The 25,148-nt window shown below is 54.5% G+C and carries 20 protein-coding genes, 2 pseudogenes and 1 other annotated feature; of the genes and pseudogenes, 9 read left to right on the top strand and 13 right to left on the bottom strand.

All coding sequences use genetic code 11. The annotated features are described in order from the left end of the window. Positions 1 to 1,719: 1,719 nt before the first annotated feature. Complete coding sequence (locus tag ABHV46_RS01305; RefSeq protein WP_438382384.1) at positions 1,720 to 2,169, top strand: hypothetical protein; 450 nt, start codon at positions 1,720 to 1,722, stop codon at positions 2,167 to 2,169. Between the two features lie 443 nt (positions 2,170 to 2,612). On the opposite strand, the gene ABHV46_RS01300 is transcribed toward ABHV46_RS01305, so the two are convergent. Further along, positions 2,613 to 2,858 carry a hypothetical protein gene (locus ABHV46_RS01300; RefSeq protein WP_438382383.1) on the bottom strand — a complete coding sequence of 82 codons (246 nt, stop codon included), beginning with the start codon at positions 2,856 to 2,858 and terminating at the stop codon, positions 2,613 to 2,615. A 357-nt stretch (positions 2,859 to 3,215) separates the two neighbouring features. On the opposite strand from ABHV46_RS01300, the gene ABHV46_RS01295 reads away from it, so the two are divergent. Then, on the top strand, positions 3,216 to 3,407 hold the full coding sequence (locus ABHV46_RS01295) for a hypothetical protein (protein ID WP_336947488.1): 192 nt from the start codon (positions 3,216 to 3,218) through the stop codon (positions 3,405 to 3,407). A 291-nt stretch (positions 3,408 to 3,698) separates the two neighbouring features. On the opposite strand, the gene ABHV46_RS01290 is transcribed toward ABHV46_RS01295, so the two are convergent. Together ABHV46_RS01290 and ABHV46_RS01285 are read right to left on the bottom strand one after the other, a co-directional pair. Next, a complete protein-coding gene (locus ABHV46_RS01290) occupies positions 3,699 to 4,481 on the bottom strand; it encodes an NAD(P)H-dependent oxidoreductase (protein ID WP_438382382.1) in 783 nt (260 codons plus the stop codon). A gap of 28 nt (positions 4,482 to 4,509) precedes the next feature. Further along, a complete protein-coding gene (locus tag ABHV46_RS01285; protein ID WP_438382381.1) occupies positions 4,510 to 4,686 on the bottom strand; it encodes a hypothetical protein in 177 nt (58 codons plus the stop codon). A 93-nt stretch (positions 4,687 to 4,779) separates the two neighbouring features. Between ABHV46_RS01285 and ABHV46_RS01280 the strand changes: the two genes are divergently transcribed. The 3 genes from ABHV46_RS01280 to arfB all read left to right on the top strand — a co-directional run bounded on the left by ABHV46_RS01280 (position 4,780) and on the right by arfB (position 6,585). Continuing rightward, positions 4,780 to 5,169, top strand: coding sequence for a LysR family transcriptional regulator (locus ABHV46_RS01280; protein ID WP_438382380.1), 390 nt, complete (start codon positions 4,780 to 4,782; stop codon positions 5,167 to 5,169). Between the two features lie 90 nt (positions 5,170 to 5,259). Beyond that, the gene (locus ABHV46_RS01275; RefSeq protein ID WP_438382379.1) at positions 5,260 to 5,700 is read left to right on the top strand and encodes a LysR substrate-binding domain-containing protein; all 441 of its coding nucleotides are present in this window, start codon (positions 5,260 to 5,262) and stop codon (positions 5,698 to 5,700) included. Positions 5,701 to 6,162: 462 nt separating this feature from the next. Then, the gene (gene arfB / locus ABHV46_RS01270) at positions 6,163 to 6,585 is read left to right on the top strand and encodes an alternative ribosome rescue aminoacyl-tRNA hydrolase ArfB (RefSeq protein WP_438382378.1); all 423 of its coding nucleotides are present in this window, start codon (positions 6,163 to 6,165) and stop codon (positions 6,583 to 6,585) included. 639 nt (positions 6,586 to 7,224) lie between these two features. On the opposite strand, the gene ABHV46_RS01265 is transcribed toward arfB, so the two are convergent. Genes ABHV46_RS01265 through ABHV46_RS01255 form a run of 3 tightly spaced genes read right to left on the bottom strand, consistent with a single transcriptional unit; the run spans position 7,225 to position 9,301 of the window. Continuing rightward, complete coding sequence (locus ABHV46_RS01265) at positions 7,225 to 7,365, bottom strand: hypothetical protein (RefSeq protein ID WP_438382377.1); 141 nt, start codon at positions 7,363 to 7,365, stop codon at positions 7,225 to 7,227. A 48-nt stretch (positions 7,366 to 7,413) separates the two neighbouring features. Next, a complete protein-coding gene (locus ABHV46_RS01260; protein ID WP_438382376.1) occupies positions 7,414 to 8,571 on the bottom strand; it encodes an FAD-dependent oxidoreductase in 1,158 nt (385 codons plus the stop codon). Further along, on the bottom strand, positions 8,564 to 9,301 hold the full coding sequence (locus tag ABHV46_RS01255; RefSeq protein ID WP_438382375.1) for an SDR family NAD(P)-dependent oxidoreductase: 738 nt from the start codon (positions 9,299 to 9,301) through the stop codon (positions 8,564 to 8,566). Before ABHV46_RS01255 ends, ABHV46_RS01260 begins: the two co-directional genes overlap by 8 nt. 58 nt (positions 9,302 to 9,359) lie before the next feature. Between ABHV46_RS01255 and ABHV46_RS01250 the strand changes: the two genes are divergently transcribed. The 3 genes from ABHV46_RS01250 (at position 9,360) to ABHV46_RS01240 (ending at position 10,873) form a co-directional block, all read left to right on the top strand. Then, entirely contained in the window at positions 9,360 to 9,941 is a 582-nt protein-coding gene (locus tag ABHV46_RS01250) for a TetR family transcriptional regulator (RefSeq protein ID WP_438382374.1), read from the top strand. A gap of 322 nt (positions 9,942 to 10,263) precedes the next feature. Beyond that, the gene (locus tag ABHV46_RS01245) at positions 10,264 to 10,554 is read left to right on the top strand and encodes a type II toxin-antitoxin system RelE/ParE family toxin (protein WP_438382373.1); all 291 of its coding nucleotides are present in this window, start codon (positions 10,264 to 10,266) and stop codon (positions 10,552 to 10,554) included. Then, positions 10,544 to 10,873: a HigA family addiction module antitoxin gene (locus ABHV46_RS01240; protein WP_438382372.1), complete on the top strand. Its 330-nt coding sequence runs from the start codon at positions 10,544 to 10,546 to the stop codon at positions 10,871 to 10,873. Before ABHV46_RS01245 ends, ABHV46_RS01240 begins: the two co-directional genes overlap by 11 nt. A gap of 33 nt (positions 10,874 to 10,906) precedes the next feature. Here ABHV46_RS01240 and ABHV46_RS01235 read toward each other — a convergent pair. The 4 genes and pseudogenes from ABHV46_RS01235 to ABHV46_RS01220 all read right to left on the bottom strand — a co-directional run bounded on the left by ABHV46_RS01235 (position 10,907) and on the right by ABHV46_RS01220 (position 17,183). Further along, positions 10,907 to 11,601: pseudogene (locus ABHV46_RS01235) on the bottom strand (IS6 family transposase). Between the two features lie 105 nt (positions 11,602 to 11,706). Continuing rightward, on the bottom strand, positions 11,707 to 12,654 hold the full coding sequence (locus tag ABHV46_RS01230) for a metallophosphoesterase family protein (RefSeq protein ID WP_438382371.1): 948 nt from the start codon (positions 12,652 to 12,654) through the stop codon (positions 11,707 to 11,709). Positions 12,655 to 12,773: 119 nt separating this feature from the next. Continuing rightward, positions 12,774 to 15,308: a TonB-dependent receptor domain-containing protein gene (locus tag ABHV46_RS01225; RefSeq protein WP_438382370.1), complete on the bottom strand. Its 2,535-nt coding sequence runs from the start codon at positions 15,306 to 15,308 to the stop codon at positions 12,774 to 12,776. 762 nt (positions 15,309 to 16,070) lie between these two features. Continuing rightward, positions 16,071 to 17,183 carry a pyridoxal phosphate-dependent aminotransferase gene (locus ABHV46_RS01220; protein WP_438382369.1) on the bottom strand — a complete coding sequence of 371 codons (1,113 nt, stop codon included), beginning with the start codon at positions 17,181 to 17,183 and terminating at the stop codon, positions 16,071 to 16,073. Positions 17,184 to 17,350: 167 nt separating this feature from the next. Here ABHV46_RS01220 and ABHV46_RS01215 point away from each other — a divergent pair, with 167 nt between their 5' ends. Then, complete coding sequence (locus ABHV46_RS01215; RefSeq protein ID WP_438382368.1) at positions 17,351 to 19,957, top strand: TonB-dependent receptor plug domain-containing protein; 2,607 nt, start codon at positions 17,351 to 17,353, stop codon at positions 19,955 to 19,957. Between the two features lie 539 nt (positions 19,958 to 20,496). Here the strand turns inward: ABHV46_RS01215 and ABHV46_RS01210 are convergent. The 3 genes and pseudogenes from ABHV46_RS01210 to ABHV46_RS01200 all read right to left on the bottom strand — a co-directional run. Further along, a pseudogene (locus ABHV46_RS01210) lies at positions 20,497 to 21,400 on the bottom strand (transposase); the annotation flags it as partial. Next, positions 21,033 to 21,149 (bottom strand) — a sequence feature (AL1L pseudoknot). Its footprint overlaps the pseudogene before it by 117 nt. 322 nt (positions 21,401 to 21,722) lie before the next feature. Continuing rightward, on the bottom strand, positions 21,723 to 22,895 hold the full coding sequence (locus ABHV46_RS01205) for a PstS family phosphate ABC transporter substrate-binding protein (RefSeq protein ID WP_438382367.1): 1,173 nt from the start codon (positions 22,893 to 22,895) through the stop codon (positions 21,723 to 21,725). 278 nt (positions 22,896 to 23,173) lie between these two features. Next, on the bottom strand, positions 23,174 to 25,102 hold the full coding sequence (locus ABHV46_RS01200) for a TonB-dependent siderophore receptor (protein ID WP_438382366.1): 1,929 nt from the start codon (positions 25,100 to 25,102) through the stop codon (positions 23,174 to 23,176). Positions 25,103 to 25,148: the final 46 nt, after the last annotated feature.

Below are 25,148 nucleotides of genomic sequence, written 5' to 3'. Positions count from 1 at the left end.
TGGAGAGGCAGCGGTAGCCTCTCGCAATCGCAATGCTATCCGCCTCAGCTGCTAGGTGCAGGAGGGAGGGAACGGGGCGACGCCTAAATAAAGCGTTATTTTGAAAAAGGCTTGGAGGGCAAATACCGATGCCTAATTGGGTAAGCTCTTTGCGTGATCTGTGTGACTGAGCACACCCAGGCGGAATTTCTATCACACCTCCGCGTTGATTTGGCGCCACATGATCGGAGCTCATCAATTAGGGGCGTTTGTACGAGCGATGCGCCCTGATAAGCCGTGACGAAAGCTGAATTGCACATAAAAGGGCTAGAAAAGCAGCCCCCAAGTAGAGCCTTTCTTCGGTGACGTAATCAATTTCTATCTCCATCGCGCGGAGGCCAGCGATGGACATGCATACTATGAGCATTGCCGCAAAAGGGATCTGTTTTTTGAACATTTTTTTGATCCTGAAGGTTTAACGTCAATCCTCGTTAATTCTCCAAGCGAAATCAATAATTTTCGAACACCTTTGAAGATAAGTAGCGCAAAACATCACTCGTGAGGTGCAGAGAATAATCAGATTAGGCTAAGCGGGCCATATTCACGCCCTTACCTGTGCACAGGGCGCTTCTTGGGTCTCACCACCCTTGCCAAGAGCACCAGAACGCATGCGACAAGCATGGCGTCGGATATGAGTAAAAGCCGATCCTGCAGACGACAGGTTCCCTCAAGGTCAAGGAACTGGAGGAGGCAAGTAGCCGCCCACATAAGGACCGTCGCGCATATGAGGAGGACAAATTTCGTCATGGCCGGGGCGCATACGCCCTTTTGTAACGAACGCAAAGTTAATTATTGCGATTCGGGAATAATTCATACGCCTGTCACATTACGGAACAGCAGTCAGTGACCGGACCCAGACACTCAGTAATCCTACTAGAAAATGGCTTTATCGCGGGCGAGAATGGCCGAATTACGCCATTGCCTTCATCCGGTGAGCCCCCATGCAAACCTCGTGATTTTGCAGATATTTTGCCTGCTTCCCCCGCCTTGAGCCGTTGACAGTACAACGTCACATGGGAGATTCGCGCCGCACTCGCTTAGGAACTGCTCCCGGTACTCTTCAGGGATTTCGGCGATTTCGAAGCTTCCCCCGCCGTATTTTTCCGCGCACACCCCTGACTTGTCAGAGGTATGGCAGTTCACGCTCTTCAAGGTGAACTCGGCTGACTGTTCGGAATTTTTATGACATGAGCACAGGGATGCAACTAGAGCCGCTGCGGCGAGTGGTCGATATGAGCGCATTGCATCTGTCCTACGAAATCAGAATTGTAATGCGCCAAATTTTGGTTAACAGAACATTCTCAATCTACATGATTATTCGTGGAATACTGAGCTTTTAACGCAATAAATTCATGGCGGCTTGTGGGCGGATGAGCCCTAACGCGGTCCCATCCAGCCCCCGCCACAGCAGAGACACGCCACCGGCACGAGGAAGTCCGTCTCAGAGCTCCACCAAAACCGCCACAGCATACCCCCCGTGCAACCAAAGCCTGATCCAGAACCCGGGGTCGTCGTAGGTGACGCGCTGGTCGGGGTCTCGGCTGGCGAGCGTGTCCACGAGGTCGCGCCAAGTGGGTAAGGGGAGGGTACTCACGAGGTATGCCTAAATGCGAGCCAGGGTCATACTAGACGATAAACTTCTCAATTGCACCATTTCGTCTTTATCATTATTCTGTATTCATGAAATGGTCAGAAGTCTCCCCGAGATTTGCGTACGATGGCTCCCTTCGAGACGTATACATTCACGACTGCAATATTAACGACTGGATAAGCGTTTGGAATATTGTTTCATCGGACCCCGATAACCTCACTTTTATTATTGATGGCGTATTGAGAACCCCACCGCTCGATGTGGCAGAGGCACTCGCCCTTCGTGGCCACCGTTCCGTGTCTGCGTGTTATGTCATTGGTGGGTTGCGCCTGAAATGCCATTTCTTCAACCGAGAAGAAATTGAATTCGACCTGGATCCGCGCGAGATCAATAGTCCTACATCATTGGGCCAGTTGGAGCAGTTTCTGACAGCGTTGGGTTTGGCAACGTCAAAAAAGGTGCGGCTGACATACGAGAGCCAACCGGAATCTATGATTACTTGCTTCGTACCAGAAGTTGGGCGCATCGTCTGGAGTTAAGCCCCATCCGAGTAGGATGTTATGGCCCCTTTCAGCTGGGAAGGGCAGAGGCATTGTTGCATTGGGCATCTCAGCGCCCTTCAAACGCGAGACCGCGCCATACTTCGCGCACGAGTTCGAGACCGGTAAATTAAACGCCAAAGTCGGAACGGCTATAAACCGTCAGGGCCATTTTCCACTCCGCACAGCTCGCTCCAATTTCCACTGTTGAAAGTTTGTCGTCTCGCGCTTTGCACCGCCGTCAGCGCCCAACCTCGACGCTCTCATCGCCTGTTGATCAACGGGACGCGCCGCGATGTGCGTCGGATCGATGTGCTTGGCCTACGGCACGTGGAGATCGATCATGTCCGCGCCGAGGGTGCGTTTCGTCGTTTCGCTCATGCCCGACATTACCACGCCCCGAGTCCCGTTTGCACCGAAATTGGCCGGCTTTGCTGGGTTTTTCATGCCTGCGCCTCGCTTGTCATGAACCGTTCTGCCGCCTCGAACCGGCGCTGCATTTCCTCGACCCGCTCTTGCGTCACGGTCAGCAAATCCCCGTGGAGGTTCGGCAGATCGGTTTTAAGTGCGTCGAGCAACGCCCAGCCGGTCAGCCCCTCGGCACCTGGCGGCGTGTAGCTGCCGTGCTTGCGGATCTTGGTCTCACGCGCTTCGCGCTCGGCCACCTCGGCCCGGCGTTCGGCCATCATCGCGGCCACGGCCTCGCGTTCGGCTTCGGTCGGGCGAGGGCATTCCGGAAACGGAGGTTCCGGGACGGGTGATCGGGCGGCTCGGCCGGTCTGATTGACACCGACACGATAATGACCGCTTCCGGGACAGAAAACGTGGTGAGAGGAGTTAGGTTTGATGCGAGGCGGCAGCTATGGGGGGACTGCGATCTGTCGGCTTTTCGATTCGAGCGGTCAAAAGCAGACGTTTTTCCAGTCCCGGCGCGATCCACTTAGCGCGTTGCGCATGTTGCCGGATTAAGCGTGATCACCTAGAAAAAACTTTATTTTCGCATGAAATCTACTTACGGTCATCGTAGCAAGATAAGGATCGATCACATGCAAGACGCCAAAACGCGCCGTTTAATGTTTTTCGTCATGATCCCAGCAATCATACTTCCGTTTATTGGCAACGTGCATGTGTCCGACTTCGCTAAGGGACTGACCGAAGGTGTTCTAATTGGCATTCAACTTCTGCTTGTCCTTAAGCTGAAGCGTCATAAAATTTTGACCAAGACGCTAGAATCCTGAGCTAGGTCCTCGGTCCCGAAAAGGTCTGAGGACGGCCGATCGAACGCTACGAAACTGCAAAAGGATTGGTGCAGACTGTTTCTCGCGCGCTGCTGGCAACGTCTGCTTCGAACAAACCAAAGATCGTAACCTGACGTCTGCAATGAGGCGGAAGCAGCCGACGGCGCCATGTGAAATTGTGCCATTTCGCGCGAGTGGCGATCAAACGGCGGCTTCTGATGCCAGCGCAGCCAGCGTCTAGGTTTGCTATGGTTTAGCATCTCGGCAGCGCGGCCCGCGCTTCTTCGCTTTTCATGGGTCGGCCCGGTCGGAAAAGTGCGCGGCGAGGCCAGTTTGGCCCGGCGCGACGTGGTCGGCCATGGTGTGGTGATCGGGGAAGTCACCGCCGTTTTGTAACCGGAAAGGAATCGACGCGTCTGTGAACAGCCCGGCAAGACGCTTACGCCAAGCTGCCCTGATCGCCTGCACTTCTTCCGCCGTGGAAACGCGACCCGCGCCGTAGACCGCATGCGTTGGAAGCACCTCCATGCCGGGGTAGAACAGCGCGCCATGAGTCAAAGGGAACAGCAGTTGCTCGATCGGCCCGTTGATGCCCCGCGGGCCGTAATCGGCTGCTGGGCCGCCGGCCTGCACGTTAACCAGCGCTCGCTTGCCCTTGAGTATACCCTCGCCGAAGCGGTACTGGTTGGAGCCATTGTGATAGCCGTAAGCGAAACCGAAGGCATAGACCCGCTCTATCCAGCCCTTCAGGATCGCGGGCACGCCGTACCACCACAGCGGGAATTGCAGAATCACTGCATCAGCCGCGAGCAGTTTCTGCTGCTCGGCGATCACGTCGGGCGTCTGATGCCCGCTTGCGTAAGCGTGTCCCGATTCCGCGATGAAAGACAGACGTTCGGGGTTGTCACGCATGGGGAAGTCGGCGGCGTCGTACACCGCCTTCCACTTCATGCCGTAGAGGTCCGAATGAACCACGGTATGTCCCGCTGCCGACAACGTCTCGGCGGTCACGTCGACCATCTGCCGTGTCAGCGAAGTGGGTTCAGGATGCGCGTAAACGATAAGTATGTTCATGGTCCGATGCTCCCACTGTATACGTTGATCAGAGTTCGGCAACGACGTTGCCGGAGTGCCTGCCGCTCTTCTGTAGCCGGACGGCGTCGTTGAGCTCTGCGAAAGGAAAGGAACGGTCGATCGCCGGGTGTCCGTAGACGGCATCGATTTCATCGCAGGCCTCGCAGGGATCGCGATAGGCCTGGACGTTCAAGATGCAACTCATGTCGGCGATGTCTTACGTGGTCTGTATCTGAGGATGATGCGCCGATATAAGGTATTGTTGAAATCGAATGATTTGTGTGTTGCTATCCACTGAATGGATATCGGATCCCTCGATCTCAACCTGCTTGCAACGCTGGACGTGCTGCTGACCGAGCAAAACGTCACCCGTGCCGCGCGCCGGCTAAACCTCAGCCAACCCGCCCTCTCGGCGCGGCTGGCGCGACTGCGGATCGTGCTGGGTGATCAACTGTTGCTGCCCGGGCCGCGCGGCATGGTGCCGACCGCCCGCGCCATCGCCCTGCGGCAGCCGTTGCGCGCTGCCCTGGACGGCGTGCGCGATGTGGTGGCCACCGCAAACCCGTTCGTTCCCTCAACGGCTGAGGGCACTGTCGCGATCGTTGCCAGCGACTACGTTCAGTACGCCGTGCTGATGCCTTTGGTCCTTCGTCTGCGGAAGGAAGCGCCTGGGATACGGATCGCCTAGCGTACCGCCAACATTGAGGCCGGAATTCGTCCTTTCGAACAGGGCCTTGCAGACCTGTATCTGACAATACCGCAAGACATTCCAGACGGCTTGCGCATGAAGCCGCTCTTTGATGAAGATTACGTTTCGATCGGCAGGGCCGATCATCCGGTTCTGCAGGGTTGGCTTGACCTCGAGACGTTTTGCAGCCTGGAACACATCATCGTCTCCCCCGAGGGCGGCGGGTTCTCAGGACCGACCGATGTCGCGCTGACGGCCCTGGGACATGCCCGACGCGTCATACTCTCGGCGTCAGGCTTTCTGATGGTACCGGAGATGGTCGCCCGCTCGGACATGGTCGCCCTCGTGCCGCGCCGCATCGTGCAGGGACGTGGCCTTGCGTTGCAGATCCTGCCGCCGCCGATCCGCGTCCCGGGCTTTACCATCGCCATGGCCTGGCATGATCGCACCGCCACGCATCCGTTGCACCGGTGGATGCGCGAGATGATCGCGGTCGTCGCTCGGACAACGGTTTCGGATGTCGGGGTATGATTGTCATGTTATACATTCAGACGCGATGTCCGCTCTGCGGCTACCTGCTCACGCCCGCAAGCGTCCGCAAAGAAGGCGGCGCAGCTGTACGGCTTCGAGTACATCGGCGAGAGTCAGCAGTCTCTGAGGTGCGCTTTCTTGTTTATTGTGGAAATGCTTGAGCCGCACCAAGGGACAATGATACAAAGCGGGCACCTGAAAGTTCTCTAATCGATGAAAGTATTCGCGATCACAATGAACTTACCCAAGGGCACCCTAAATTTCTTATTTGAAATGTATATGGCGAAGCCAGTGGGGTCGCTCGCTCTCGATCGCGCCCAAATGCGATAGCGTTAGAGGCATGCTCTGCGGCCGGCACATAGGGGAGGATGCGGGGTAATCGACCTCTTTAGGGAAGCGCCTGAACGCTTCAGACACAGCGCATGCGGGCATTTCGCGGTGCGATATGCTATGGGGCGCGTCATGGCAATTCCCATTCTCCCCGGCCTGTCTCTTGCCGATGACGAACTTCAGATCAGCTATATTCTGGCGTCCGGGCCCGGCGGTCAGAACGTCAACAAAGTTGCGACCGCAGCACAGCTACGTTTCGATACCGCGCGTTCCACGTCCTTGCCTGAACGGGTGCGCGTACGACTGCTGAAAATCGCTGGAAACCGGGCGACGCGAGATGGCGTGGTCGTCATTACGGCCCGGCGTTTCCGCACGCAGATCCGCAATCGCGAGGACGCAATTGAACGTCTGACCACAATGATCCGCGAAGCTGCCCACCGTCAGGCGTTCAGGATTCCTACGCGCCCGGGGCGAGCGGCGCGCGCGCGCCGGATGGACGGCAAATCCCATCGTGCGGGGATCAAGCGCGGACGTGCTGCGCCCCGCGAAGACTGAAACTGGAGAATGAACTCGCTAGAGTATCTTCTTTATAAATATACGGGCTGCAAAGAAATCAGGCGACTGTCCACTCACTTCCGCCGTTACGTTCCATAAAAGCAGCACGGTCTCCGCAATCTGGCTCAAAGGAGGAGCGTAGATCATCATCGTCAGAGTACTACTCACACAAATCGGTCTCTCTATGCTGCCCTTAGAGAGAGGCCGGTCACATGTACTACTATGCTTCCTTTTCATAGATGCAGAGGATTATCTCTCGAACGTGTGGTATCGAATTTTATGCTCCGGTTTTGAATGCGACTGCGCCCATCATTTCGGGACAAACGTCCACTGTGCTATGAACAAATCTTTGCGGCACTCGATCTGAACCCTAGGCCGACCATTCCAAAAAAAAAACCGATAGCCAAAACTGTCTGGTTCCGCTGAGGAGATCGCGCGCTTAAAATTCCTCCGGGCCTGGCTGCATGATAAGCTCGGTCTTCAATATTTTGCGCCCACTGGCCGCACTACCGGTAATAGAGGCAACCGGGAGTCAAAAACCGAAAGAAGCTTGTCAATTTTCGTCTCTCGGCAATCTTGTCTCGCTACGCGTTATCCACCGATCCGATCAGCAGACTACGACAGACGTTCGCGGCTATCCTACGCGCGTTGCAGCGCCCAGTCCTCGAGCGTCAGCAATACCGGGTACTCGTGCCGCAGAGCGGGGATATCAGCCTTGAAGCCGTCTCGGGCGATCCACTGGAACATCAGACGAAAGTCCTCGGGCAGACGCTTTCGCATGACAGAGGGGATCGTCAAGCAGAAGCGGCACGGATGCCCGATCAATCTTCAGTCCCTGCATAAGGCCGCCAAGAGCCCCTCCGGGGCGGTAGGTGCCAACATGAGGTCCTGTGAAGCCAAGGTATCCCTGATCAGCGGCTCCATGCGCGAAAGCATATGCGTTTCGAACGCCCTCAGTGCGGCATCAATCGTCTGGAAACGGGCATCGAACAGATATTCTGTTAGTTCCAGCGCATCCAGCATCGCCATATTGGCCCCTTTACCCGTGAAATGTGGCATAACATGCGCTGCATCTCCGATCAGCGTTAGGTTAGTCGTCTTCCGCCATCTCTGGAGAGCCGGTGCACAATATAGCGGCCAGGGTTGAAAAATCGCTGCGCTGTTAACCAGCAAATCACGCCATGTCTGCGGCCACCTATCGAAGCTCTGTAGCAGAAATGCGCGCGTACGCTCATTATCACGCCACCCTGCTATATCATGTGCGATCTTTTCTTTGGCCCGAAGCGCCGCATATACGCACAGCCGACCGTCTCCGTTGTGTTGAATCATGAGGGCCTTGTTGTTCCCTAACGCCATGGCATTCCCAGGCCCGGCCAGAGCCGCAAGTCTGGGGTGCTTCTGCTCGGCGTCATCTATCCAGCTCTGGATGAAGGTGACTCCGCTATAGATAGCTCCGATGTCGGTCACGATTGGCCTAATGACAGAATGCAGCCCGTCTGCTCCGATCACCAGATCGGCTCTAATGCGCTTGCCGCCCTGACATGAAAGCTCCCACTGTTCTTCGTCACACCGGGTGATACTCGAAATACGCGTATCCCAACGGATCGAGCCTGGTGCGAGCGTCTCGATTAGCAGATCTCTTAGAGCGGCCCGGTCGATTTCAGGACGACTGGTTTCATCATCCTCGGCACGAAATTCAAATCGCAATACGCCATGACTATCGAACACACGTGAAAGCTGTCCCTCAGGGCGGGAGCGTCGCAAGAACTGTTCCGTCAGTCCTGCTACCGCGAGCGCGCGCTGTCCAGACTCTAAATGCAAATCCAGCGAGCCACCTTGTCCGCGCGCAAAGCGAGATGGGTCGCGTTCCAGCACCATGACTTCGACCCCGCGCATTTGAAGCAAACGGGCGATCGTAAGCCCGGCCGGACCACTGCCGACAATCACGACGCGGCAATCACTGATGAGAGATCTGGTCTCAGACATGGCTCATGCCACCGTCGACTGTCAGGTCAGCCCCTGTCGTGAAGCTTGCAGCGTCCGACAGAAAAAAGGCCACTGCCGCAGCAACCTCAGACGCGTGTCCCCAACGCCGCATTGGAACCATGCCTTCCACATAGGCTCGTATTTCGGGGTTATTGGTCGCATGCTCCGTCATCGGAGTTTCGATTGGTCCAGGGGAGACCACATTCACACGGATGCCACGTTCCATGATGTCCGGTGCGGTGCCAAGCGTGCGTGCGAAGGCGCGGATAAAGCCCTTGCTGCCCGCATAAAGTGCATTACCAGGTTGCCCCCGCCGCCCCGCCACCGACCCAATGAAAACAATGGAGGCACCGTTGCGCAGCAGAGGCAAAGCGTGAGCGCACGTCATGACTGCGCCGCGAACGTTGATATTCATGAGCCGGTCGTAAGCGGGCAGATCAAGTTCAGCGGGATCCGGCGCGTGTGAGACCCCTGCGTTGATCACGAGGCCACTCAGCCCATCTCCTTGACGACCGAGCCCGCCGAACGCCGTCGCGACTGCGTCCAGATCGGCAACGTCGAGCTTGAGCGTCTCTCCGTCTCGGCCGAGAGCGCGAGACAGATCGGCAAGCCGCGCCGGGTTTTGTCCCGCTGCGATAACATAGTGCCCCTGCGCAGCGAGATGCAGAGCAGTTCCACGGCCGATACCACTGGTGGCACCGGTGACCAGCGTTTTGAACCGGGTTGGCATGTCCATCATCCCCATTTATCAACGAATGTAGACAAGGAATAAGGATGCCAATATGATAATGTCAACGATCGTTGATAAAAAGAAGCGGAGCCGGCTGTCAGCGGACCAGGCGCGATCACTTATTTTCTCATCTGCCCGTCACGCTTTCAGCCGGGCTGGCTATGACTCCGTAGGTGTACGAGAGATCGCCGCGAGCGCAGACATCGACCCAGCGATGGTGTCGCGCTTGTTCGGCTCGAAAGAAGCGCTGTTTGCTCAAATTGCAGAAGAAGCCTTCAGCCTCGAAGCGCCATTTGATGGACCGTTGGATCAGATAGGCTCGCGCATCACGGATCATCTGCTTCAGCCGATCATAAAAGACAATGAACCGGAGTTTGATGAGTTTCAGTTTCTCTTGCGCTCGATTGGGAGCCCGTCTGCTGCCCCGATCCTCTCACGTGCACTGCATAACGGATTTATCGTGCCGCTATCGCGGAAGCTTTCGACCGATGCAGCCGAAGAACGGGCAGCGCTGGCAACTGCCTACGTCATTGGTTTTGCGGTTCTGAGAGTTGCGCTGTATGAACCCTCGCTGGTTCGACCAAAATCATCCTCTGTGGCCAGCCTCCTGGCTCAAGCGCTACAGGCCTGTCTAGAGTGACGATCAGAAACTGGGATAGATGCTTCCTATGTTCGGAGATAGGTTTTGCTGCGAAGAGCGCTATCCGGCTCCGTACATTTTGAAGCGAACAGAGTAACGATCCGCATCCCACTTTCAGCGAGCCTTTAAGGCACGCTTTTGGGCCCACCCGTCGCCGTTTCGCGCCCTTCGAACCTACTTCCGATAAGTAAAAGAAATGGAAGTAGGTAAATGGCAGGAAACAGCCATTTTCTCTGATCATCGATCTTATCACCCTAACCGCCCATGCGCTCGACGTAACGAGAATCTTTACATCGTTAATGTAATGCATTACCTTACACGCATGGAGATCGAGATTATCAACCCCAAAGACCTCCGACGCTTTTTTGAGACGGGAAATACTAAGGGGCTGGTCGGCGACGTGAACCGATTACGGAAGATGCTCGCCTTCATCGACGCTGCGGAATCACTTGATGAGCTCACGGTGCCTCCAAATTATGGCCTGCATCCTTTGATCGGAGAGCGGGAAGGCACCTGGTCCATGACCGTCACTAAAAACTGGCGGCTTACTTTTCGTCTCAATGAGCAGGGGCAACCCTGCGATATGGCATTGGAGGACTACCATGGCGCTTAAAATGCATAGCTCGCTCGCAATCCATGTCGGGGACTGGATCAGAACCGAGCTTCTTGAGCCTCAGAATATCCGGATTAACACTGTCGCCGAGCATCTGGGCGTTTCCCGCCAGGCGATCAGTGCCCTTCTGAATGGACGGTGCGGACTAACTGCGGAGATGGCGATACGCTTCGAGAAGGCATTTGGCGTGCGAGCCGAAACGCTGATGAGAATGCAGGGCACCTTCGACCTTGCCCAGGCCAGAGTACATATGAGCAATCTGTGCATTCAGCATTTCGGAATCCCGAACCGGGCAGATACCGTGGAGCGGCGGGTATGAAGCAGCATAGCATCATGTAGCCAAGACAGGCGCTTATTCTGTATTGTTCCCTTGGGCGAAAGACTTGGAACGATGGATGTGACGCGAAAGAGCGGTGGTGATGGAGGCGGGCGGGACAAAGAGATTTCGGATCGCAGAGAAGACGGACACGAAACGCTGACATCCGCCTGGTGAACGGAAGTGCTGCATGATGCGCTCACGCTTGCGCAACGGTAGCTGACTGTTCTCTGCCCGGTTATTCAGCCCCTTATGCGACAGGTGCCGTATCGGGAGACCAAGTTTGCGTCTGGCAGACCCGTGGGGTTTCAGCTTGTCAGTAATCATCCGCATGGGGCGCAAACCCTGCTGCTGCAAAAGCCGTGTCAGCAGACGCCTTGCTGCTTTGGTGTTCCTTCGTGTCTGAAGGATCTCGTCGAGAACATGCCCGTCCTGATCCACTGCCCGCCACAACCAGTAAGGCTGGCCACGGATCACGATCCGCACCTCGTCCAGGTGCCAGATATCATCCGGTCTTGCTGCCTTGCGACGCAGGGAGCGAGCATAGGCCGCACCAAATTTCAGACTCATCGACGGATCGCCTCATACGAGACCCCGGTCCGCCGCTCGAGCAGCATCTCCTCCACAAAACGAAAGCTCAGTCGGAAACGGAAATACAGCCACACCGCATGCACCATCAGTTCGCGCGGAAATCGGTGTCGCTTGTAGCTCTCATCGCCCGATTCTACTATGCCCGAATTAACGTGACAGCACCGGACTGGAGCCTGGCATCATTACCTATAAGGCGATCGCCGAGATCCTTTTGCTGGCTGTCATATCCGGCAGAAAAGCTAACACTACTCTGTATCGTGGCGTTCGACAGCATGAAATCCGTAAGTCTTGTATTCCGTGCGGATCTCGCTGCCGTCCACGTGAACCATCATGTAACCTTCTGGTGTTCCCAGGTGGCGCCCCTCCCACCAATTGCCACTGATAGCGCCGCCCGTGATGAACAGAATTCCGTTGTGGCGCACATATTCGAGAACATGCGTATGACCTTGCAAGACTGCTAACACATTATATCCCTTCAACGCAGCCAGAACCTCCCGGGTATTGATGACACTCATGGCATGATGTTTGAAAAGGGCAGGGCTCTCGTCCGCATAGGTATAGAACGCCGTTACCAGGGGTATGTGAGTAGAAAGGATGATTGGCGCAGCTTTAGGGATTGAGGAAAGATACGCTTTCAACCAGATAAGCTGAGTGACGTCGATCCGTCCCTCGTAATCACGGTCATCGGTGATACCAATGGAATCCAGCACGATAAAATGGACCCCCTTATGTTCAAATGCATAGTAGGTCTCCCCAAAATTCTGTCGAAAGAAATTCTTGCCAAAATCCGGATTGGTAATGGAGGCTTTGCTCTGCAGATAGACGCCGAAACAATCGTGATTACCGACCGTGTGATAGACCTTCTTTCCAAGCTCCTGCTCAGTCATTTCGTAGAGATCAAGGAGCTTTCGAGCGCGCGTCATCGGGACAGCCATAGCATCGTAGATATGATCTCCGCCTTGGAGGACAAAATCCGCGTTCTCCTGAGCAGCTTGGCGAAAAGCCATGCGGCAACCTTTCAGGGCGTCGAGCTCCGGTTGGAGATGGGCGTCTGTGATAAAAAGAAAAGAAAATTTTGGGTCGCCCGTCGGCGTCCGGGCAACTGGCGCGAGTTGAGCTGATGCGGGCAGTGGCCCGGAGACCAAAGCGCCCCCTGTAACGAGGAACGAACGGCGGGAGAAAGGCATCTTCATTTTCATCTGGTCCTTGGGTAGGCACATCGCCACGTCGGTTCATGCGAGGACAAGTGAACCGACATGCGGCATGGTTCTGAAAATCTTTTCCGCGAAGGAGAGAACGCTTTTGCGCGGGTTCAGAAAAAATGCTTGCTCAACGTGAAGAACACCTGACGCGGCGCACCAGCCTGCAAGGTTTGGTAGGTTCCCGAGGGGTCGCTGTTTTTGAAGCCCGTCGTGCCGATACTTGAGATGTATTGCTTGTCAAAAAGATTGACGACGTTGATTTGAGCTTCAAGTCCCCTCAGAATTCCCCCGCGTTTGAAGCGATAACCGGTTGCAAGATTGAAAATCACCCGCCCAGCAATCGGTGAGTCATTGAGAAAGGTGTAGAATCTTCGGCTCATATACTGACCACCGAACTGCCCCCACAAATTCCCATCGTCATAAGCGAGTTTGAAGTTGCCTATGTTACGGGGAGCACCAACGACCTGCTTGCCGGAAATTGGCAAGATCGAGCCATCTGCGGAGCGGATATCATCGTCATAATGGGCGTCATTATAGGACCACGACCCGTAAACGGACCAGTTGTCTCGGAAGCGCCAGTTCCCAGCAGCTTCGACCCCGCGTGATGTCACGCTACCAACGTTCTCAAGGACATTCTGATTACCGACGATGACGGAGCTTTTCGATGAGGCCAGCAGGCGGTTCTGAAACTCGACGTAATATCCCGTCAATGACGCCTGGACGCGGCTGTTATGAAAGCGATAGCCCAGTTCCTCGGTATTGGTTGTCTCCGGCTTAAGATTTTTGCTGACATAAGCAAAACCCGCCTGGGTGGTCGAGAACGGGCCTGTCGAAGCAGAGGCTGTATAAGCTGACATATTACGCGAGAAGTCTGCGAACACCTCGTGGTGCGCGTTGATTCGATAAAGCAGCCCTACCTGAGGCAGAAAGCCGTTCGATGCCGAAATCGAGGCATTGATCGGATTGGCGCTCTGCTCGGTCCTGACCGAGCTGTTCGATATCAGTGATTTGAAGCCTGCGTTTAGACGTAGCTTCGGGGTGATCGACCACGTGTCGCCCAGATGGAATTGATAGACATGGGTGCGAAAAGTATATTGCCACTGTACATCGAAAGGATTTTCATAGAATTTCTGGAAATTTTTTGGTTCGACTCCGTTCTGCAGGGGATAAAGTTTTGCTGCCTGACTGAAGAGGTTATTTTCGAACCAGAACCCTACCTCAATCCTGTGTTTCCAGCGAGAATAGACCAGGCTCGTCAAGACGCCTTCACGCTGCATTCGGTATTCTGTTGTCGAGACGGAGAGGGGAGACCCGCCGAGATTAGCCGGTGTGGGATCGTAGGGATCGGACCACGTGCCTGGACCGCGGTCGTAATGACCGTAGACCGTCGTCGAGCCAGCGAGATGAGAGTCCAGATGATAGTCGATCTTCTCGTAACCTACCATGTCCTGTCGCACCCCCCCGCCGCGATAATACGTGTCGTCGGGGGACGTGTACGGAGCCGGAAGAGCCTGTCCAGCCTGCGATGCGCGCGCAATCTGCTCGGCTAGTGCATAGTTGTTTGTGATGTCGTCATGATCATATCCAAATTTTCTGATCAGGCTCTTGGATAGATCCAGATAATCATCTTCACGTCGGTCATCGAAGTCCAAATAGGTGGTCGCCTTGACCGCCTGACCGATCGGCTGGATATATTTAAAATTGAGCTGCTGTTGCTTCTGCTGCCCCCAACCTTTCCACTTGTCGGCATATTGATAATCATAGCTGACAAAAAATTTCCCGCCGCCGGGAAGAAGTCCACTATTCAGTCGCGTGTAACCGCGCCAAGTGTTGGAACTGCCGACCGTGCCTGCAACGTCCACGCCGTATCGATCGGTAGGATCGATTGACGAAAACTGGATTGTCCCGCCCAGATTGCTGGTCGAGGCGGTACCCAATGCACCGGTCCCTTGCGCCAAGGTCACAGGACCGTTGTTTTCGGTTTCGAGCGCGCGCCCGATCGCAAGTCCATTATTATTGCGATACTGCATGTTGCCCAAAGGGACGCCGTCAAGCGTATATCCAAGTTGGTCAGTGAAGAAACCGCGGATTGTGATCTGCTGCGCCCACTCGTAAGCACCAAGCGGATCTGAGGACTGGAAATTCACCCCCGGCAGCTCTGAGAGAGTCGCCAGGGGTGACGTTCCCGGAGCAGCCTTTCTGATCTCAGAACGAGTCAGGGTCTGGACCTGCCTCGATTGACCAGTACCCAGTACAACCATCGTCTCTGCGTTTACTGATGGACGGTGCTCAGAGCGCAGAGCGGTTGGAAGCTTTCCTCCTTGTTGCGGTACCTTAACAATGGTGATACCACTCGGGTCATTGACGATATCAAGCCCCGCGCCGACGGTTAGACGACGCAAGGCTTCGTCAAAACCGAATTGTCCTTTCAAGGCGGGAGCTATTTTTCCACTGAGGCTCGTCTCAGTGAACAATATCTCGTGGTTGCCCAGCCTAGCGAGGCTGGCGATCGCGCGGCTGAGCGGTTGGCTCGGCATTTGGAGGGTTAATTGCTCTTGCTCGGCAGAGAGACACTTGGTCGAGCTAAACAGGGATACAGCCGTAAGGGCCGTCGCAAATGACGCGCATATTCGCAGTCGCAACATGACTATTCCTTGATGACAAAATGGACCTCGTCACAAGGACGATCACCTGGCTGTGATCCTCACTATAAATCGCGGCATTTAACTGAAACGTCACATTCACAACATCTTTAGGCGATGTGCTGCCTGAGTATGAGCCAAGCCCAACTGCGATTTTCGTTCGAGGCCCACTGATTTTGTAGCGCTGGCATGATTCAGGGTTCGATAGACGCGCTTGTTGAGTGATTTGTCCTTGCTCCCCTATGCGCACATGGCGCAGCGACAGCCGTAGAGTCTGAAAATGCACGGTGCCCGTTGCTGGATCTAGAGCGGACGTGCTTTCGCTAACGGCGATGGTCGACGTGGGAGAGAGGGGCTGGCTCTTCCTGAAACCGCCGAGCGCGAAGCTGTGACATTTGAAGCGATCAATCTGAAGACGCGGCGTACAGGTATCGTCTTACGGATGAAGAGGGGCCGCAGGTCGTAAGAAAGGCAGTATGAATAAGGGTTCTTGGTACCCTTACCGATATGCCCCTCCGAAGCGTCTTTATAACCATAGAGACAGCTCAGTTATTATATTGGCATCGCCCCTCTTCCCGATGCGTCTCCGACATCCTCATGATTGATCACCGACAACGGTTATAATCTTCGATTGCTCAGGGATGCCTTGCAGGAAAATGGAGCAAATGACGCATCCTGGGCAATAGCCTTTAGAACACGACGGTCCGGGACGAGAGACCACGCCTCCTTGCTATGGTTCCTGAGCTCGGGGCGGATTATAAGCGGCTAAAGCAATGGCACCTCCTCGATTACCTGAGGTAGAACCTTTGCAAGCATAGCGATTTCTCGCGGCGTCGCCGTGCCAATACGGATCCAGCTTTCATATTGTTTATCGGCAAAAACACGCACGTCGACACCATAGCGGGCAAGGCCATCCTGCATGGCTGTGGCGGGCCGATGAGTATCGACATACACAAAGGTGCCTACGCTCGGCAAATAACCCAGCCCATGAGCATGACATAAGCGATAAATAATTTCCCGACATTGCGTTAGATAGGTCACCGCCCCTTTAAGATAAGCCTCATCGCCGAGAGAGGCCAGAGCGGCCCTGTAACCGGGCTGATTACGCGACGTGGTGGTAAGGCTATATAGTTGCTTCACCCGCGGGGATTGCGCAAGGATATAGCCGATACGCAGCCCCGCCATACCGTAAACCTTTGAGAATGTGCGCGTGACGATCACGTCGAGCCCTTCGCGCACAAGCGGCACCATAGTCATCCGCTGGTAGTCGGGCAAAAGCTCATAATAGGCTTCATCGATCATGACCGGGAAGCGTGGGGCCATATCGCGACAAAAATCGATCAGCGCGTCGTGGTCGATCATCTGCCCTGTTGGGTTGTTGGGATTGCAAAAATAGACCAAGCGTGTCTCGGTCGTGATGGCTTTGCGCATGGCGTCGAAGTCGATTTGATGGTCGCGTAGAGGCACAAAGTTCGTTGGGATCCCCCGCCTCTGCGCATAATTCAAGTGTGTGACGTAAGTCGGATGTGGCGCCAGCACGCAACCACCCCGCGCGATGTCACAGGTGAGCAGGCTCAACGCATCGAGGGAGCCGTTCGAAAGCGCGATCAGCTCATCCGCAAGGTTTTCCTTCCCTGCGATACGCTTCCGTAATTCTGATTCATCTTCGACGTAATAGGGTGCGTAAGGTACTGATTCCGCGACGGCCCGTCGTGCAGCAGGAGCGGGTCCGTAAGGATTTTCCGTTACCTCTAAACGTGCTCTTTTGGGGTTATTATCAACCGGTGCTGACTGCGCAAAAGCGCTTGACACGGTCTTTTGCGCTGTCAACGTGGTAAGAGCGAGTGCGCTGCCTCGAAGTAATGATCGACGTTTCATAAGTTCTACCTATCAATATAAAGTTCGAACATTCTTGGGATGAATGTGCAGAGTTTCAAGGATATTATGGCGATACATAAATCCAACACATAACTGTCACCAACAATTAACACTAAAATGTGTTTCGATGGAGGATTCATCTCGCGCCTTAGTATGGACGGGATCTTATGTTCAGAAAGACGATTTTATTAACAACGACCACGATCTTGCTTGCCGGGACTTCCGGCTATGGTGAAGCCGCAGACAGGGGCTCTAAGCTCAGTTCTCCCTCAAAGGAGAGTGACAGCGAAACCTCGGCCAAATCCTCGGGGCAAGGCAAACAGAGCCGTCGCAAGACGGAGCTTCACGCGGATACCGAAACCGTCATTGTCACGGGCACCCATGCGTCGAACCGCAAGGCGCGTCAGAGCACCTCGCCGATCACCGTTATTTCTGCCGCCGAACTCCGTCGTTCGGGGCAGCTCAATCTTGCAGATGCCCTGACAAGAACCTATGCCTCGATCAATATGCCTGCCATGGGCAATGATGCAGGCGCATTGACCGCCGCCATACGTATGCGCGGCCTCAATCCGAACCAGGTTCTCGTTCTCGTTGATGGGAAGAGGCGCCATACCACGGCCAATATCTACGCTGATGCAGGCCCTGCCTTCGGCGCCACGCCGGTCGATGTGAACATGCTGCCTGCGGCCTCGATCGATCACATCGAAGTGCTTGAAGACGGCGCGGCAGCGCTTTACGGATCCGATGCGTTGGCTGGCGTGGTCAATATCATCACCAAAAAGACCGATCACGGGCTCAATGTGAGAGGGCAGACCGGTGCCAATGCCTATAATGGCGATGGCTGGCAGTATCAGACCAGCCTTGATGGCGGGATGAAATTTCTGCGTGATGGCTACCTGCATCTGAGCGGACAGGTTTATCACAGCGACCATATGGTAGCTTATACGGAAGATCATCGCCTGCTGGGCTATGCCCCGCCGGGTGCGGGTACGGCCCTGTATAACGGCACTGTCAAGGTGCCGAAAAATTCCAACAAGGTGATGAGCACGCCGGAGGAGACACGCGAGAACCTGAGCATTGCTTTGGGGAAACCCATAACGCCTGATATCGATTTCTATTCGCTGATCACCTATGCGCATCGTCACGCGGAATCCTATCAGAATTACCGTCCGCCCAACACGATACCCGCCTATTACCCTTCGGGCTTCGCACCTCTCGAGACGATCGAGGAAAATGATTATGCCGCAACGCTCGGGGTGAAGGGTAAGGCGCTTTTCGGTTTCACATGGGACCTGAGCACGACCTACGGTGCCGATGATGACAAGATCGGCAACAAGAACAGCGTCAATCTCGGCATGCTGAGTAAGGCATGCCTGCCCAGAAGCCATTATCCGAACAGTACCAGCGCCTATCTCTCGACAGAGGGCTGCGGCTGGTCACCCACGACGACGCGCGCCGAAAGCTATCGCATGGCGCAATGGACCAATGCGCTCGATTTCAAACGTTCATTCCGCACCGGGTTCTCGACCCCCACGACGATCGCTTTCGGTGCGGAACACCGTCTTGACACCTATGAGATCGTGGCTGGGACGCCGCCCTCCTATGAGGCTGGGGGCATGTCCGGATATGTAGGGTTGAGCCCGCAAAATGCCGGGCACTGGAACCGCAATATCTGGGCCGGCTATGTCGATAGCGATTTCCATCCTCTACCCCATTGGGATGTCGATCTGGCAGGGCGCTTCGAGCACTATACCGATGTCGGCAATACCGAGAACGGCAAGATCTCCACGCGTTACGACATCACCCCCCGGCTGGCGATACGCGGGACAATCAGCAACGGCTTTCGCGCGCCAACCCTGGCGGAGCAGCATTTCAGCGCCATCAATGTGGGCGCCACCACGGTTTCGGGACTCCTGCCTGTCGGCTCGCAGGCCGCGCGTACCCTCGGTGCCGCACCGCTCAAGCCGGAGCGCTCGACCAATGCCAGTGGCGGGCTCGTTTTCGAGCCGCTCAGGGGGCTGCATGTCGAGGCCGATCTCTACCAAATCAATATCCGCGACCGTATCATCGCAGGCGGTTCCAATAACGGACCGGTTGCCATCACGGCCCTGCAGCAGCTCGGCTTCGTCATTCCGTCCGGGCTCGACCCCAACGCGGTCAGCACCTATTTCTTTGCTAATGGTGCGAGCACGCGTACCCAGGGTGCCGACCTCAAGGCGAGCTATCTGCTGCATCTGGCACGGTATGGAGCGGTCAATCTCTCCGCAGCACTGGATCTCAACCGGACGCGCTTGAGCCATGTGTCGACCACCACGATCAATGGCCGCACTGTGCCGCTCCTCAATGCGGCATCGGCAAGTTATATCACCACGGCCTATCCCCGCTCGAAACTCATCCTCAACGCCTATTGGACCCTCGGTAAATGGGATGTGAATCTGCGTCAGACACGCTATGGCGAAACCACGGCGATGCTGGGTTATCAGGACTGGACCCCATCAAATGCACGCTGTGCGTCCGGGGGGGCGCTGCGTTATTCAAGCGCCTGTTTTGCACAGTTCAAGAACACACCACGCTGGCTGACCGATCTTGAGGTCGGCTACGCCTTTCTACCGCGCTGGCACATGGCGATTGGCGCCAACAATATCTTCAATATCCGTCCGAGACGCGTCGATCCGATCAACAACAATTATGGCGCACGCATCTATGATGCGAACTCGGCCCAAGTGCCGATCACGGGCGGTTATTATTATGGTCGAGTCGATGCCAACTTCTAAAGCCTCAATTTACCGTTCGAGGACTTCTAGTTTGTGAGTGACATGCTCCCCTCTTTTTACCCGTTCGAAAGGAAAGCTCCCTGCTTTTATGGTCTGGTGCTGATGTGTTAGCATTGGTCTCTTTCTTGCATCCAACAGCGTCATAAACCTGCATCGCCCTGACCTTCTCTCGCCCTCAATGGCGTTGATCAAGGGAGGGGGGGGCAGGTACCGCTGGGTCGCTCGACTTTGGGCTGAGCAAGAATACTGTCGTCGCAATCGTCGGACGGGGCCGCCTGGATTTGGCTACCACGCCGGGCACAAGATCATGAGGGCGTCTCGCATCGTGAGTGATCAAACCAGAATCGCTTGGCCTGATGATCGTAAATTGCGCGAAGTTCCTTCATAGCGTTGACGCCAAAGATCATTGCCGGCTTATTCTCCAGCTTCCGCGCTTTGAATACGGCGAAGTCAGCAACGCGCACATTCTGTCCTTTAATCGCGTTACCGACGAACACCACGTTATCGACTTTGCCCTCCCAAGTTTTGTGGCAATTATCCCATTCGAGAGTAGCATACTCCACGGCATCAAATGATCGTCGCGGCCAGGGCATTCTCATAACTGTCGCCGACTCTGCTGACGGAGGGCCCGATCCTGGCTTCCGCCAGACGCTCGGTGTATCGAATAGCGACGTATTGGAATCTGCGGTCCGAATGGTGGACAAGGTTACCTGCTCCTGATGGGCACCCGCGCGCGGATCGCCTGCTCCAGGGCATTGAGCACGAAGCCCGCATGGGCTGTCCGGCTGACACGGTCGATCGGACAGGGCGCATTCTTGTCGCTGATCGTGGTTCGCTTCGGTTTGCCTCGAATCACGCCCAGCAGGCCAAGATCATGCATCAGCCGCGCGACCGTGCAGCGGGCGGCTGTGATATTCTCCCGACCAAGTTGACGCCAAACCTTACGCACGCCGTAGACCCCAAAGTGCTACGAGAAAACATGCAGGTTTTCCGGTTTCAGGACCTCGCCGCGCTTGCTCTGAGCAGAAAGACGATCTGGTTCGCGCCATTTGTGCACCCGATCGTAATAGGCTGACGGGGCGATCTGCAGCATCCTGCAGATCGGCTCGACCCCGTATTTCGTGCGATGCTCATCGACAAACACCGTCATTTCCGGAAGGGGCGGTCGAGCTCTGCCTGTGCGAAAGACGCTGATCCTTTCCGCAGGATATCGTTCGCCTGGCGCGGCTCCCGGTTCTCTCGCTCCAACGCCTTGAGCCGATCGGCGGTCTCGATCTCGGCCTTCTTGACCCATTCGGCCAGCCTATGCGCCGAACAGCCGATCTTACCCGTAATAGACACCATCGCCGTCCAGCGCGACGGATGCTCGCTCTCGTGCTCCAGAACCAGCCGCACCGCACCGGCACGGACCTCAGGGAAAAACTTCTTCACAGAATTGCTCATCAGACCTTCTTCCCAAGTGAATAGGTCTGCGCTAATCCCGGGGCGGTTCAAACCACTGGGATTAAAGGCCATTTTCAGGAATGGTTGCCAATACGGCGCTAGGCGGCCATCTCAGCACGCGATAGCGCCTATTTGGCAACATTTTTCTAAGAGAATAAATGAGAATTGCGTGGGCGCTATAAACTTTTCGTCCTTTCAACCACGATATGAAACGGGACAGAACTCCTGGCTTGATTTGGCCTCGTAACGCCGTGACTTTGCTACCCGCTCTGACTTCAATCCCCCCAGCCGATACCGTCAGATCCGATCGAGAAGCAGGGCTCTAAAGGCGGTCAATCTTTTGTCTCTCTTGATCAAGATCCACCGGTTGAAGCGGTAGGTAGCCGTCCTCTTCTTGCCGATGATCAGCAATGATCCTCTGACCTGCATCTGAAAGACAGAACACCAGGAAACGCTTTATGACGGGATCAATACGCTCGCCTGGGGGACAATCAACATAGATATTGAAGAAGTATGATATGGGCCACCCTGAACGATCATCATGGCCATTGGGTAAGATTGCATTTGTCGTCTCGTCGCGAGATAGAGGAACCAAACGCACGCCCGGAGGCGTGCGTCCGGGGTCCGTCCAAGTCGCATAACCTATACCAAAAAAATCGCGCGCTACTGCTTGTAACACCGACCGCCCATTAGGCATCTCTCGATAGGAGGGACTTAGCGGTAAATCCTCAAGTTTAGATCGCCTCATTTCAGAGGAAAACCCGCTGTCGGCATTGATCCCGTAGACATGCACTGGCTTGTCTTGCAAACGTGCATCATGGACACCTGCTTGCTGCCATGTTGTTATATTCCCGAGAGGTGAGCCTGCTGCAAAAATTCTCCTGACTTGTATCATTGTCAGTTTCTGTACAGGGTTTCTCTCATTCACATAAAACGCAGGAGGCGTCTTGCCATCAGATCGAGGGCCGTAGCTAGCGTAGGCTATACGAATACGAGTAGGCGAATAGCCTTTGACCTGCTGGAAAGCTCTGACATCATCTTGCCAAACCTCTCGTCCCATTGGGGCAAAAGCCGTTACGCCTGCTGTCAAGGCAGGCATAGCTAATGAGGAGCCTCGAAGATCAGTAGTAAATCTTAGGTCAGCATCGCCGTCATCAAATCCGCGTATAAGCGCTGGAAGCAGAAGTGTTAAAGTGTCGCTTCCGATTACCGCGTAGGTTTTGGGTCTCGCGTTCTGAAAATTGCTGTCGATCGAAACGTCGGTGACGGGGGCAGCTACTATGCTGCGTCGCGATATTTCCTGGGTGTCTGCAGGAAGATTATTTAGATATGATAGTCTCGCCGCAAGTAGTTTTGGCGTATCGTTACTCAAAATTGAAGTAGCGAGATTGGCCGCCATGCGATCTACAGCTCCGGTCATATCCCTGCGCATGCAAATCCATAGTTTCTCCAAGACCGGGATGCACAGAGGCTTACTACCCGTGAAGCGCGCCATGGCCTTGGCTTCCTCAGGCGTAAACTCCCGTGGGACTACTGCAAGTGCGATTATGCCATGTGTCAGCAGGGGTACACTTCCGTATGGGCCCGTGATACGTGCCGAAACGGCTGAACTGAGGGTTTGCGCTACATCCTCGGCTTCGGGACTTCCTCCGATGATGACTTTGCCTCGAGTGTCAAAATAACGGGCTACTAGTTTCGGCGGCCTCATAACGTCATGCCCGTAGACAGAGCCTGAGATGCCAAAAACGAGGAAAACTAAGCAATAGTATTTCATCAAAAAGTTGCGCTCGCACCGGCGAGGAAAGTCCGCCCGGCTCCTGGAGTTATCTGAGTAGAAGAGACCGTTGATTCTATGTAATACGAATTGGTAATATTCTTTATGTTTAAAGAAATTCGCATATATTTTCCTATGTCTCTCCATATTGTCGCATCCAACCGCCGATATCCACCAACTCGGAACGAATTTTCAAGATCCCCCTCGCGATTACTTGCGGCAAAAACTCCTCCTCCAATGCCCGCATTATGCAAAAAACCGGTACGCGGCTCATATGTTATCCACGCGCTTCCCGCCCATTTAGGAACACCTATTAGTCCGTTTCCCGCCTTGGCCACGCTTGATTCGAGGATACTTGTATCCGTGTAGGCCCCAGTTACGATCATTCTGACCTCGCGCGAAAGAGAGCCATTTAAATCCACCTCAATCCCGCGAGACCTTTGCTTACCGGCATCAATATTAAATCCGTAGTTCTTGGGATCCTGTTGCGCAACGTGCGATCGCACTAGATGATAAAGCGCTAGATTAGCGAAAAGTCTGTTGTGAAACATTTGCGCTTTTACGCCGGCCTCAAACTGTTGTCCGGTTTCCGGCGGAATAGGCATACCTGAAAGCGTCGGCGCAGGCTGAGATTGGAAGGACCTCGTATAATCGAAGAAAAAAGCCAGGTTTGATACCGGCCTCCATACAATTCCGGCTCTAGGGGAAATTTTTTTATCATTGGCCGAGAATCCGGTAACACCAAAATCCGACTGACGAACATGATCGAAACGGAGCCCGCCCAAGAGGTTGAGATGTCTCCCAATATCGATTTGATCCTGCAGGTATGTCGATATGGATTTCGCCCGTACAGTACGATCGGCTGCAGCAAGCCAATTCGTAGGCTGTGCACCATAGACCGGATGATCGATATCGATATTGGCTAAGGATCCTCGATCAAAAGTCCTGAAACGATAGCCTTTGAGCCACTCTCCGCCTACAACAATCGTATGTTTAAACCCAAATGTTGTCGCAGTGGCGATGGCATCAAGTTGGAAATCTAAATTATGATTGTTTTCGTTCTGTCTGACCGATGACCGTCTCAGAGTCCTTGTATTCGTCCGAGGGACCAATCGTACACCATTTCCATAATTAACACCTAAAATATCAATGTATCCGGCGTCATAGTGACCGATTTGTCTTAATTTTAACCAATCAAAAGTTTGATGTTCTAACCGATAGTTAAATTCAATCCGATTCGAGTCTGTTTGTGCCCATTTTTCACCGAGAAACCGCTCACGGGGAAGATTTACAACAAGCGATTTGCCGTCAATAGATGGCGTAGCTACGATGCCTCGATCAGTCTGATTACTCTGATGGGTGTATGTGAGACTGGCTAGTGCAGTCGTCCGGTCAGAGGGTTGCCATAGCAGAGACCCGGCCACAAACTGCCGCTGATACGGAATTAATATATCACGGAATGTATCAGTCTTTTGAATCGCGCCAATCAAACGGAAAGCCAAGGTGTGCTCTTTGTTAATCGCACCTGTAATATCGCCTTGCCCACGAATGAAGCCGAAACTCCCACCTTGTACTGTAATATTATTCTGCGCATTATACTTGGGTTGCTTAGTAACGATATTGATCAAGCCCCCTGGGTCTCCTCTGCCATACAAAACAGACGCTGGCCCCTTCAAGACCTCAATCCTCTCGACATTGGCAAGATCTCGGTAACTATCATTCGTCTGAACTGCAGGGCTGAGCATGATGCTGTCTAGAGCGTAGTACGACGACCGGAACCCTCTTATTGTAAAACTCTCAGATCTGTTGCCTGCGTCTGTGCCCGGCAAGACACCACTAACGTTTCGAAGTGCACTCGTCAGATCGATAATTTGCTGATCATCAATGACCTTTCGAGTTACTATCTGTATTGACTGCGGAATATACAATACATTTGTTCCCGTCCTGGTGGCAGTCGTAATATTTCTTATGTCA

This window comes from Asaia sp. BMEF1, from assembly GCF_051628905.1.
Classification (GTDB): Bacteria; Pseudomonadota; Alphaproteobacteria; order Acetobacterales; family Acetobacteraceae; genus Asaia.
This window is presented reverse-complemented; position numbering and strand designations above follow the sequence as displayed.